The organism is Brevundimonas sp. FG128 (assembly GCF_057809775.1).
In genome coordinates, this window is sequence record NZ_JBMDKP010000001.1 from 187,336 (window position 1) to 199,026 (window position 11,691).

Here is an 11,691-nt window from a genome sequence, read left to right on the forward strand (position 1 = left end):
CAAATCAGGCGGGGCTGGAGGCCGTTTCTGCAACGTCGGTCGACGCCGGGGTCTCGGCGGGCCGGGCAGGACGCGCGGTCGGTTGAGCGGTGGCGGCGCGGCCTGCGGTCGGGTTCTGAACCGGCGCGGCGGCGCGTGGCGCAGGCGTCGCGGGCTGGGCGGCCGGTGCGGGCGACGACAGACCTTCCTGGGCGAGAACCAATGAATAGGCGACGGCCTGGCCGGCCTGACGCGCGGTCTCGACCGGGTTCAGGCCCGCCTGGATCAGGCGCGGCTGTTCCGCAGGGGCCGACGGACGGGCGGCATAGGTGAAGGCCCCGCTGGAGCCCGAACGGCCGCCGAAGCGATAGAAAAGATGGCTGCCGACCTGGCTGACCTGAACCAGCGACGAACGCCAGCCCGGCGCGACGCCGGTGGTGTGGAAGTGGGTGGCGTTGCCGACACGGGCGAAGACAGAGCCGGACATGGCGTCCGATGCGACGGCGCGCGCACGGTTCCAGGCGGTCTGGTTGACCCGGCCCTTCATCACGCCGGAGCAGGTGAAGGAGAACTGGCAACCCGTGCGACGTGCGGCACCCTGGAAGACGACGCCGCAGACCGTCTTGGGGAAGGCGGGGTGGCGCACGCGGTTGAGGACGACCTGGGCCACAGCCTTCATGCCGTCGCGGCCCTCGCCGCGCGCTTCATAATAGACGGCCTGGGTCAGGCAATCGAGATCGCGGCTGGCGTCCAGGGCGTTGGCCATCTGGAAGGGGCGGGCGGCGGTCGGGGCGGTCAGGCTGGCGCGGCGAAGATTGGGGTCGCCGGGCGCGCGAAGCTGTTCGAGACGGGCGGCCAGCAATTCGGCCTGGCGGTCGCGCTGGGCCGAGCCGGCGCTGGTATAGGGGTCGTGGCGACGCGCGATGGTCAGGGCGCTGGCGTCCAGGCCGCCGGCGGCGGCGGCGAGCGCCTCTTCGGTAAAGCCGGCGGCGGTCGCGCCCTGAATCCGTTCGGCCTGGGCGCGCAGCGTCGTCGCGCGCGCAGCCGTGCCGCCCAGATAGGCGCATCCGATCGCCAGTCCCACCAGCCCGCCAAAGGCTGCCGCGGCCGTCATGGGCTTGATCTTGGCCACACGATCGGCGCGCAGAATGGCGCGCGTCTGCGAGGAATGCGACAACGAGGTAGTCCTGTTCAGCAGGGCGAGAAACGCGGCCCCCGGGGGTAATCCTGCCGGCGAGGCGACTCTGCGGTCGCATTCCAGCCTGCAATTTCCGGCGCTCGGCTCACTGGCCCGGGCGTCGAGGACGGGCCTATAGCCAGTCTTTTATGGCCTCAATGTGTTCGATTCGCAATCCGATGGTTAAGGTGGCGAAACGATTAGGTATTTTTCAGACGGCTAGTGAGATGTGGCCGAAACCGGACGCAAATCGCATAATCAATATATCGAATACTGTATTGGGTTGCACAAAATCTGACCAATGGTCGCCGGGTATAGACGTGTACGGGCCTCAGAGTGACGATGCCCTGTTCAAAAATATGACGGCGGCGTAATCGCTACTAAAGATGTTTGGGGAACCGAGGCTTCGCGGTCGCGTTCAAGCGCGGCCTTTGGAGAGAAGCATCATGTCGCGAATCATCGTTATGACGGCCGCCGTCGCCGGAACCCTGGCCCTGGCCGCGTGCGGGACGACCATCGAACAGAAGGCCGCGAGCGGTGCAATCGCCGGCGCAGTCGTCGGCGGACCGGTCGGCGCCGCTGTCGGCGGAGCCGCTGGAACGGTGGTGGGACAGGCGCAAAAGCCGAACTGAATCCGCGCCAATCGCGTCCGTTCGAACGGCGATCTCTTGCCTTCGGGCGGGCGCGACCTATCTACATCACCCGGCGTCGATGATGACGCCGCCAGACCACAAATCGTGTCTGGGACCGATTTCCGCGCCGCGAACCTTGATTTTCGCCCGCTTATCGGCTTTGTGCGCCCCGCTTCGGGCCGCACGTTTCGCCTGACCCCCGACGGCCGCTCCTGGCCGTTCACAAGGAACCCTGACGCTTTCGCATGAAAGATCTGAAGACCGGATTTTCCGACCGCATTACCGCCCAGCAGGAGGCCAAGAAGGCCCTGCTCGCCAAATTCAAGCCGAAGGCCGCCGCCCCCGACCCCGAATTCGACCGCCTGGCCGAAAAGCGCGCCGCCGAGAAGGAAGCCCTGCGCCAGCAGCACGAGCTGGCCAAGGCAGAACAGCGCCGCGAGAAGGCCGAGAAGGACGCCGCCCGCATGGCGGCCGATCTCGAGGCGCAGGAAGCGGTCGAGGCCGAAAAGCGCGCTGACCGCAAGGCGCGCAAGCAATTGACCAAGGAAGAGCAGAAGGCCAAGCGGGACGCCCGCTACGCCGCGCGCAAGGCGCGCCGCTAAAGACCATCCTGTTCGACGAGATCGACGCGCCGCAGCTTCTGCGGCGCGTTTTTCTTTGCCTTAAGCCGGGGACATGGCGATCAGCCGGTCCAGCAACGCGCGCAATTGATCGGACGAATAGGGTTTGCGCAGCAGGGGCCAGGGGGTGTCCGCCAGCACGGCGTCCACGTCCTCGCCGACATAGCCCGAGGTCAGGGCGATCCGCAGATCCGGCCATTCGTGCGACGCCGCGCGCGCCAGTTCGACCCCGCTCATGCCTCCGGGCATCACCACGTCGGTCAGCATCAGTTCGAACCGCGACGCCTGCAACGCCTTCAGGCCCTCGGGCCCGTTCTCGGCCAGTTCGACTTCCAGACCGAAGCCTTCCAGGATTTCCAGGGCCACGGCCGCCACGCCGGGGTCGTCCTCGACAAGCAACAGCCGGCCGCCCTTGGCGTAGGGCGCGTCGCCCTGGACCGCAGGCGTCGGGACCGGCGCGATGTCCTGGGCCAGCAGGGGCGGCAGATACAGGCGAATCTCGGCGCCGCGTCCCGGTGCGGAGGTGATGTGGACGCCGCCGCCCGACTGGTGAGCGAATCCGTAGACCTGGCTGAGGCCCAGACCCGTGCCCTTGCCGACGGCCTTGGTGGTGAAGAAGGGCTCGAACACCCGGTCCAGGATTTCCGCCGGAATGCCCTCGCCGTTGTCGGACACGACGACGCAGACATAGTCGCCGGGCGCCAGCTCCGCGACCTGTCCCGGCTCGACCTCGCAGGCCATGGTCTGGATCGTGATCCGGGCGCCGTCGCGAACCTGGCCCCCGGTCACGTCGCCCAGGGCGTCGCGGGCGTTGACGACCAGGTTCAGCAGGGCCGCCTCGAACTGGGCCGGATCCACGCTGGCGCGGGCGCCGCCGCGTTTCAGCTTGACCCTGAAGTCCACCGCCTCACCGACCGCGCGGCGCAGCAGGGGCTCGCTCTCGCGGATCAATCCGTTGAGGTCGATCGCTTCGGGGCGGAGGGCCTGGCGACGTGAGAAGGCCAGAAGCTGGTGGGTCAGGCTTTCGCCGCGACGGGCGGCGGCGAGCGCGGCCTCGCCCAACTTCTTGCGTTTGGCGGCGTCGTCGCTGCGCAGGATTATGTCCAGGGCGCCGATCACCACGGTCAGCAGATTGTTGAAATCGTGCGCCACGCCGCCGGTCAGCCGCCCGACCGCCTCCATCCGTTGGGCGTGCATCAGCTGGGCCTCGGCCTTGGCCTTCTCGTGCAGCGCTTCGTCGACGCGCTCTTCCAGCAGTTCGTTGATCCGCTTCAGATCGTCTTCGGCCCGTTTGGCGTCGGTGACGTCCAGGCTGGCGCCGACATAGCCCTGGAACTCGCCCGCGGCGTCGAAGCGCGGCACGCCTTCGCTGCGTAGCCAGCGCGGTCCCAGCGTCGGGTGGATGACGCGGGTCAGAGCCTCGAACCGATCTCTGGCCTCGAAGGCGCTCATGAAGGCGCCGGAGAAGACGGCCTCGTCGTCGGGATGGATCAGGGCGCGCCAGCTGTCGGCCAGCCGGCTTCTGGATTTCAGCCCGAAGAAGGTGCGGTAGCGACGATTGGCGAACACCAGCTGGGCGGCGTCGTCGCACATCCAGATCAGGGCCGGCGCACTGTCGGCGACGGTGCGGAAACGGCTTTCGGATTCTTCCAGCCGCGCCTGGGCGGCGCGCATGTCGGTGACGTCGAAGGCCACCCCGACGAAGCCGATCACCTCCGACCCCGCGAAACGCGGCCGCGAGAAGGACTTCAGCCAGCGCCATTCGCCGTCGTGGCGGCGATAGCGGGCCTCCAGCGAAAAAGGCTGACGCGTCGCCTCACCGGCTAGGGATTCAGCCAGAATTCGCGCTTGGTCGTCGGGATGGAGCGCCACATGCCAGTCCAGCGTGCGAACCGTCTCGTAATCCCCGCCATGGAACGCGACGTAGGCCTGGTTCACGAAGGCGCGTTGGCGGTCCTGCTGGGTGACCCAGATCAGGACCGGCGCGGTGTCGGCGATGGCCCGGAAACGTTCCTCGCTCTCGCGCCTCTCGGTTTCGGCGCGCGCGCGCTCGACCTCGGCCCAGGTGCGGGCGGCGATCTCCTCGACCAGACTGACCTCCGCCTCGGTCCAGCGTCGCGGCGCCGAGGCGTGGACATAGAGGAAGGCGCGCAGGCGTCCGCCCCGGATCAGGGGCGCGCGGATCAGGGCGCGGGTCTGGATGGCGTCGAAAGCGTCGGCGAAATCGGCCGTGCGCGGGTCCTGGCGGACATCTTCGATATGGATGGTGCGGCCGTCGGACAGGTCGGCGATCAGGCCCTCGCCGAAGGCATGCAGGCTGAACTGGCCCTGGGCGCTGGCCACGCCGGCGGTCCAGTCGCGGCTCATGGAGACGACGCCCGCCTCCTGATCGACTTCGCCGTAGCCCACGCGTTCAGCGTCCATCAGGCTGCCCAGGGCGCTTTCGACCTCGGTCATGATCTGTTCGGAATCGGTCAGGTCGCGCAGGCGATCGCTGAGATCCAGAAGGAAGGCCTGCCGCCGTTCGGCACGCGCCGAGGCGTCCAGCGCCTCGCGATTGTCCGTGAAGTCGAAGGACATCCCGGCGAAGCCCAGGAAGGCGCCGCCCTCGTCGAAACGCGGGCGAACTGTGGCGCGTATCCAGCGCCAGCTGCCGTCGTGACGCCTCACTCGTGCTTCGAAGTCATAGGGCAGGCGATTGGGAATAGAGGCGGTTTCCACCGCATTCACGCGGTCCCGATCTTCCGGGTGGAGCGAGTCTTTCCAGCCTTCGCCGAGGTTATCGATGGTCAGGCCGTGAAATTCGGTGACGGCCGCGTTGATGAACTCCACCTGATTGTTCGCATTCAGCAGCCAGATGGGGGAGGGGGCGGTGTCGGCGAGAAGTCGGAACCGTGACTCGCTTTCACGCAGTCGCAACAGGGTGCGCCTCAGCGAGGCGCCGACCAAGGCGGTGACCAGCGCAACGACAAGGAAGTTGATGGTCGCCACCCAGCCGATGGCGACCAGCACGCCATCCTCGCCCGTCGTGGTCAGCGCCAGGATCATCCAACCGCCGCCGATGCAGACGCTTACCGCGACAAGGGCGGCGGTCCAGCCGCCCGCCAGCGCCGCCAGGCTGACCGCAGGCAGCAGGATCGCGAACCCGGTAACTTCGCCATAGAAGGAGGAGGCTGCGGCGCGAACCACCAAGCCCGCCAAAGCGAACCCCACGCCGACCAGGATGCGACTGAGCAGCGAGCGGGCGGCCCAGAGCGACAGGCCGATCAGCCATCGGTCCGTGCCGGCGATACGCCTCGAGAACGCGCCTGCGCTCATGCTCTCCCGCTTCCCCCAGCCGCGTACGCTCGCGATACCAGGAACGTGGTGTGCCATCTTGCGTTCCTGCCGACCACCCCGCTGTGGTTCGACGTATGAGGGTGGCGCGATAACGCCGGTCGTCGTATCGCCGGAAAATGGCCTATAAGTCCCGCTATATACGCTCTCGTTGAGGCGCGGCCGTTCAGCCGATCGCCGATTTTGGACGTTGAATGACGCTGTCGCACTGGAAGACGATGTGGAAGGCGCTGCGGCGTTCGGCGGCGGCCTTGCCCGCAGCCGGCGCGGTGCTGGGCGTCGCCATGGCGGCCGGATCCAGCGTGCGGCCCGACGTCGATCGCACCGCCGAGGCGGTGTCGCGCATTACGGGCGGCGATCTGGGCGAAGGCGGACTGAACGCGATCAAGGGACGGTTGACGCCGTCGCAACTGGCCCTGGCCATGCGGCACGACCCCAACCTGTTGCAGCCGGCGCTTTATGGGCTGACGCCGGGGTGGGAAAGTCTGACGCTGGCGGGTCGACCGGGGTTGGAGCTGGGCAAGAGCGGGCTGGAGGCTCAGCGTCTGAACGCAGCCCTGGCGCCGGCGTCCGGCGCGCTTCGCCCGGCCATGCCCTTCGTTTTCAACGGCAGCGCCGATGACCGCAGGCGCGCTCTGCGTTGCCTGACCCAGGCGGTCTATTTCGAGGCGGCGCTGGAGCCTGACGCGGGTCAGGCGGGCGTGGCCCAGGTGGTGCTGAACCGCGTGCGGGATCCCAACTACGCCGGGACGGTGTGCGGCGTGGTGTTCGAGGGCGCCGAGCGGACGACGGGCTGCCAGTTCAGCTTCACCTGCGACGGGTCGTTGTCGCAGGCGCCGGTCGGCTGGGCCTGGGAGCGGGCGCGCAAGGTCGCGGAAAAGGCGCTGAACGGCGCCGTGGCCCAGGAAGTCGGCACGGCCACCCACTATCACGCCGACTATGTGCATCCGTGGTGGGCGCCGACCGTGGCCAAGGTCACGCAGATCGGGGCGCACGTCTTCTATCGCTGGAAGGGCGTCTATGGCGAGACCGCCGCCTTCCGCAAAGTCTATAATGGTCGCGAGCCGGTGATCGACGAGGCGCGCTTCTCCAAGCCGCGCATCCTGCCTGGCGCCGTTCAGGCGACGGGGGGACCCGATCCTGATGCGCCGGTCAAGGACGCGCCGCTGCGGACGGTCGAGGTGGACGGCCAGCAACGCGTCGTCGGCGTGGTCAGCCTGGGCGGACGCCGTCTGCCGACCCGAGAGGAAGTCGCCGCCATCAATGCCAGGCTACCCGCGCTGGACCGAACTGCGCCTGCTCCCAAGCCGGTCACGCCCGCACCAGCGGGCGTGACGACGATGGACGTGGAAGAAGTCGGGCGGCCGCCGAATTGAGATCGTGCATTGCAACGCCTTCGCCAGTCTGGGCATTGAAGACCGTGCCGGGGCGTTCCCCGCAGATGAGGACGCCTGCTTGACCCACCCCGAAGTCGAATGTCCTAGGTGGGACGAGCCGGAACGTCTGACTGCGCTCAAACAGTATGGCGTGCTGGACACGGCGCCGGAGTCGTCGTTCGACGATCTGGCGAACCTGGCGGCGCGCATCTGCGCCGCGCCCATGGCCGCCGTCAGCTTGGTCGATGCGGAACGCCAGTGGTTCAAGGCGGAAGTCGGCCTGGGTGTGCGCGAGACGCCGCGTCCCGTGTCCTTCTGCGCCCACGCCATGCTCGGCGACGCGGTGATGATCGTTCCTGACGCGCTTCAGGACGCGCGCTTCGCCGACAATGGCTTGGTCACGGGCGCCCCGCACATCCGATTCTACGCCGGCTATCCGCTGAGGACGTCGGAGGGCGCGCCGCTGGGCGCTCTCTGCGTGCTGGACGACAAGCCCCGGCCGGAGGGTCTGACGGATCTGCAGGCCATGGCGCTGAAGACCCTCGCCGATCAGGTCATGACGCAACTGGAACTGCGCCGAGCCCTGCGTGAGAGAGATCGAAGCGAGCAGACCGCGCGTATGGCGATGGAGGCTTCTGCCTATGTCGGCGCCTGGGACTGGGACATCGTCGAGGACCGCGTGGTCGCCGACGAGCGTTTTGCGCGAATGTACGGCGTCGATCCGGCTGGTGCGCGGGATGGAGCCCCCATCGGCACCTTCACAGTCAATATCCATCCCGAAGACACTGACCGCGTGGGTGAAGATATCGATCGGGCCATGAAGGGCGACGGTCGTTTCCTGAGCGAATATCGGGTCGTGGAAGGCCCTGACGTGCGCTGGATACTGGCGCGCGGCCAGGTCTATTTCGACGCTGCGGGGGGCCCCGTCCGCTTTCCGGGCATCGCCGTCGATATCACCGACCGCAAGAAGGCCGAGGCCGATCTGGTCGAGATCGCCAAGGCGCTGGGCGAGAGCGAAGCCAAGTTCCGCATCCTGGCCGACGCCATGCCGCAGATGGTGTGGTCGACCCTGCCCGACGGCTTCCACGACTACTACAACGCGCGCTGGTACGAGTTCACCGGCGTTCCGGCCGGATCGACGGATGGCGAGGGCTGGAACGACATGTTCCATCCGGACGATCAACCGCGCGCCTGGGTGTCTTGGAGACGCTCGCTGGAGACCGGCGAACCTTACGAAATCGAATATCGGCTGAAGCACCACACGGGCGGCTATCGCTGGACCTTGGGGCGGGCGGTGGCGATCCGGGACGATCAGGGCCGCATCACGCGCTGGTTCGGCACCTGCACCGATATCGACGAGCTGAAGAAGCTGGAGCAGGGACGCGAACTGGTCAGCCAAGAGTTGAGCCACCGGATCAAGAACATCTTCGCGGTGATCACCGCCCTGGTGGCGCTTTCGGCGCGTCAGTATCCGGAGGCGAAATCCTTCGCGGCCTCGCTGCGGACCCGGATCGCGGCCTTGGCGCGGGCGCATGAGTTCGTGCGGCCGCACACGGAAACCTCCAAGCCGACCGTCGGCGCGACGACCCTGCATTCCTTCCTCGGCGACCTGTTCAAGGCCTATGCCGACGATCAGAATGCACCGCGCGTCAGGATCGAAGGCGACGACGCCGTGTTCGACGACCAGGCTGCGACCTCCGTCGCGCTTCTGTTCCACGAGCTTGCGACCAACGCCGCCAAATACGGCGCCCTGTCCGAAAGGGGCGGTCGAGTGGAACTGCAGACCCGGCGCGACGACGATCGCTTCACCTTGACCTGGACCGAGAGCGGCGGCCCGCATGTGACCGGCGCGCCCGCGCGGACGGGTTTCGGCTCGTCGCTGGCGACCTTGTCGGTGGAGGGCCAGCTGGGTGGCCGACTGGAGCGCGAATGGCGGCCCGAGGGGCTGAAGGTGCTGGTCGATCTTCCGGCGGCGTCGCTCTCGCGCCGCAGGGCTGCGGAAAAAACGCTGTGATCGGGTTTCTCGTGAAACCTAACGGACGAAGTTGCGTTGTGTACGCTCCCGAGCATAAGCCGTAACCTCATGACCGCGCGTATCCTCATCATCGAAGACGAAGCCCTGGTTGCGATGGAGCTGCGTTTCGTACTGGAAGATCTGGGACATGAAGTCCTGGGCGTCGCCGCGACCGCCAAGGCCGCGCGCGATCTGGTGCGCGAGAATGATGTGGACCTGGCGCTGGTGGACATCCACCTTTCCGACGGGCCGACCGGGATCGGCTTGGGCCGCGAACTGGGTCAGGACATGGGGGTGACTGTCCTGTTCATGACGGCCAATCCCGGCATGGTGCGCGAAGGCGTCGCTGGCACGATCGGCGTCTTGTCCAAGCCGACGGACGAACAGGCGGTTCAGACGGCGGTCGATTACGCCCTGCGCCGCCGCCACGGCGAGCCCGTGCAATACGCGCCCCCGGGTCTTCAACTCTTCGCGTAACCGCTTCCGGGGCGGTTGCGGTCGTTGCGATGCGGCATATGTCGGGGGCTCCCCAAAGGAGACCTCCCCATGACAGCCCTTCCAAAACGCAAGCTCGGTCCTAGCGGCCTGGAAATCGCCCCTCTGGTGTTCGGCGGCAACGTCTTCGGCTGGACCGCAGATGAGGCGACCTCGTTCGCCCTGCTGGACGCCTTCGTAGAGGCCGGGTTCGACGCCATAGACACCGCCGACGCCTATTCGCGCTGGGTGCCCGGCCATTCGGGCGGCGAGAGCGAGGTCATCATCGGCAAATGGCTGAAGGCGCGGGGACGCCGAGACGACGTCAAGATCCTGACCAAGGTCGGGTCGGACATGGGCCAGGGCCATTACGACCTGTCGCCGGCCTGGATCGAGACGGCGGTCGAGGCGTCGCTGCGTCGGCTCCAGACCGACTATATCGACCTGTACCAGACCCACTGGCCCGATCCGAAGACGCCGCAGGAAGAGACCCTGCGCACGCTCGACAAGCTGGTGAAGGCGGGCAAGGTGCGGGCCATCGGCACGTCCAACCACTCGGCCGAACAGGTCTCCGAGGCGTTGGCTATCTCCGAACGCGAAGGTCTGGCCGCCTATGCGACGATCCAGCCGCACTACAACCTGTACAGCCGCGACACCTTCGAGGGCGGGCTGCAGGATCTGGCGGTCGAAAAGGGGCTGGGGGTCATCACCTACTTCAGCCTTGAAAGCGGCTTCCTGACCGGCAAGTACAAGACCGTCGACCAGGTCGCCGGGACCAAGCGCGAGGGGATGCTGAAGGACAAGTTCGACGAGCGCGGGGTGCGTATCCTGGCGGTGCTGGACGCTGTGGCCCAGAAGAACGAGGCGACATCGGCCCAGGTCGCCCTGGCCTGGCTGCTGGCCCAGCCGGGGGTGACGGCACCCATCGTCAGCGCGACGACGACCGAGCAACTGGCCGACACGCTAAAGGCGGCGACCCTGACGCTGTCGGACGAGGATGTGGCGGAACTGACGGAGGCGTCGGCTTACTGATGCCGAAGGATCGGGGTCACCAGACCCCGATCTTCTCAGCCTCGGCGTGGGTGATGGGGTGGTGGGCCTTGGCGTGGTCTTCTTCGGCGAGGAAGCGGCTGGCTTCCAGGGCGGCCATACAGCCCATGCCGGCGGCGGTGACGGCCTGGCGATAGACGTCGTCGGTCACGTCGCCGGCGGCCCAGACGCCCTCGATGGCGGTCTGGGCGGTGCCCGGCTTGACCCGCAGGTAGCCGCCGGAGTTGGTCTCGAGCTGGCCCTTGAACAGTTCCGACGAGGGGGCGTGGCCGATGGCGATGAAGACGCCGTCGGCGGGGATTTCGCGGGTCGAGCCGTCCTGGACGTTCTTGAGCCGGACGCCGGTGACGTTCCTGGCGACGCCGTCCACGACGCCGACGACCTCCTCTACCGCGACGTTCCAGATCACCTCGATCTTGGGATTGGCGAACAGGCGGTCCTGGAGGATCTTCTCGGCGCGGAACTCGTCCTTGCGGTGGATGACCGTGACCTTGGAGGCGAAGTTGGTCAGGAACAGCGCCTCTTCCACGGCGGTGTTGCCGCCGCCGACGACCACGACTTCCTTGCCGCGATAGAAGAAGCCGTCGCAGGTGGCGCAGGCCGAGACGCCGAAGCCCTGGTAGGCGGCCTCGGACTCCAGCCCCAGCCATTTGGCCTGGGCGCCGGTGGAGATGATGACGGTCTCGGCCAGGATCTCGTCGCCGCCGTCCAGCTTGAGCTTGAAGGGGCGTTGCGACAGGTCGGCGGAGACGACGATGTCGTGGATGACCTCGGTCCCGACATGCAGGGCCTGGGCCTGCATCTGCTCCATCAGCCACGGGCCCTGGATGGTGTCGGCGAAGCCGGGGTAGTTCTCGACGTCGGTGGTGATGGTCAGCTGGCCGCCGGGCTGGAGGCCGGCGATGACGACGGGGTTCAGCGAGGCGCGGGCGGCGTAGATGGCGGCGGTCCAGCCGGCGGGGCCGGAACCGATGATGGCGACGCGGACGGTACGAGCTTGGGTCATGGGCCTATGTAGAAGCTGATTCCCGTT

At 67.4% G+C, this 11,691-nt stretch carries 9 protein-coding genes; 6 read left to right on the forward strand and 3 right to left on the reverse strand.

The genetic code is table 11. The annotated features are described in order from the left end of the window. Nucleotides 1-4: 4 nt before the first annotated feature. Nucleotides 5-1,156, reverse strand: coding sequence for a cell wall hydrolase (locus ACODSC_RS00985; RefSeq protein ID WP_488810963.1), 1,152 nt, complete (start codon nucleotides 1,154-1,156; stop codon nucleotides 5-7). Nucleotides 1,157-1,602: 446 nt separating this feature from the next. Here ACODSC_RS00985 and ACODSC_RS00990 point away from each other — a divergent pair, with 446 nt between their 5' ends. Both ACODSC_RS00990 and ACODSC_RS00995 read left to right on the forward strand, forming a co-directional pair. Continuing rightward, nucleotides 1,603-1,788 (forward strand): hypothetical protein, encoded by a 186-nt coding sequence (locus ACODSC_RS00990; protein ID WP_488810965.1) that lies wholly within the window; start codon nucleotides 1,603-1,605, stop codon nucleotides 1,786-1,788. Nucleotides 1,789-2,033: 245 nt separating this feature from the next. Beyond that, nucleotides 2,034-2,390, forward strand: a complete 357-nt coding sequence (locus ACODSC_RS00995; RefSeq protein WP_488810966.1) for a DUF6481 family protein — start codon at nucleotides 2,034-2,036, stop codon at nucleotides 2,388-2,390. Nucleotides 2,391-2,450: 60 nt separating this feature from the next. Here the strand turns inward: ACODSC_RS00995 and ACODSC_RS01000 are convergent, their stop codons facing one another. Continuing rightward, nucleotides 2,451-5,726 (reverse strand): PAS domain S-box protein, encoded by a 3,276-nt coding sequence (locus ACODSC_RS01000; protein WP_488810968.1) that lies wholly within the window; start codon nucleotides 5,724-5,726, stop codon nucleotides 2,451-2,453. A gap of 212 nt (nucleotides 5,727-5,938) precedes the next feature. On the opposite strand from ACODSC_RS01000, the gene ACODSC_RS01005 reads away from it, so the two are divergent. From ACODSC_RS01005 to ACODSC_RS01020, 4 genes are all read left to right on the forward strand, one after another. Then, a complete protein-coding gene (locus tag ACODSC_RS01005) occupies nucleotides 5,939-7,120 on the forward strand; it encodes a cell wall hydrolase (protein ID WP_488810970.1) in 1,182 nt (393 codons plus the stop codon). A 79-nt stretch (nucleotides 7,121-7,199) separates the two neighbouring features. After that, nucleotides 7,200-9,134 (forward strand): PAS domain-containing protein, encoded by a 1,935-nt coding sequence (locus tag ACODSC_RS01010; RefSeq protein ID WP_488810972.1) that lies wholly within the window; start codon nucleotides 7,200-7,202, stop codon nucleotides 9,132-9,134. A gap of 69 nt (nucleotides 9,135-9,203) precedes the next feature. Continuing rightward, nucleotides 9,204-9,611, forward strand: coding sequence for a response regulator (locus ACODSC_RS01015; RefSeq protein WP_488810974.1), 408 nt, complete (start codon nucleotides 9,204-9,206; stop codon nucleotides 9,609-9,611). A 69-nt stretch (nucleotides 9,612-9,680) separates the two neighbouring features. Beyond that, nucleotides 9,681-10,640 (forward strand): aldo/keto reductase, encoded by a 960-nt coding sequence (locus tag ACODSC_RS01020; RefSeq protein WP_488810976.1) that lies wholly within the window; start codon nucleotides 9,681-9,683, stop codon nucleotides 10,638-10,640. 16 nt (nucleotides 10,641-10,656) lie between these two features. Here ACODSC_RS01020 and trxB read toward each other — a convergent pair whose 3' ends face one another. Next, nucleotides 10,657-11,664: a thioredoxin-disulfide reductase gene (gene trxB / locus ACODSC_RS01025; protein WP_488810977.1), complete on the reverse strand. Its 1,008-nt coding sequence runs from the start codon at nucleotides 11,662-11,664 to the stop codon at nucleotides 10,657-10,659. Nucleotides 11,665-11,691: the final 27 nt, after the last annotated feature.

Excerpts from the sequence above, each read along its gene's own strand:
- ACODSC_RS00990 (WP_488810965.1), top strand. The coding sequence starts at position 1,603 with ATGTCGCGAATCATCGTTATGACGGCCGCCGTCGCCGGAACCCTGGCC.
- ACODSC_RS00995 (WP_488810966.1), top strand. The coding sequence starts at position 2,034 with ATGAAAGATCTGAAGACCGGATTTTCCGACCGCATTACCGCCCAGCAG.
- ACODSC_RS01000 (WP_488810968.1), bottom strand. The coding sequence starts at position 5,726 with ATGAGCGCAGGCGCGTTCTCGAGGCGTATCGCCGGCACGGACCGATGG.
- ACODSC_RS01005 (WP_488810970.1), top strand. The coding sequence starts at position 5,939 with ATGACGCTGTCGCACTGGAAGACGATGTGGAAGGCGCTGCGGCGTTCG.
- ACODSC_RS01015 (WP_488810974.1), top strand. The coding sequence starts at position 9,204 with ATGACCGCGCGTATCCTCATCATCGAAGACGAAGCCCTGGTTGCGATG.
- ACODSC_RS01020 (WP_488810976.1), top strand. The coding sequence starts at position 9,681 with ATGACAGCCCTTCCAAAACGCAAGCTCGGTCCTAGCGGCCTGGAAATC.
- trxB (WP_488810977.1), bottom strand. The coding sequence starts at position 11,664 with ATGACCCAAGCTCGTACCGTCCGCGTCGCCATCATCGGTTCCGGCCCC.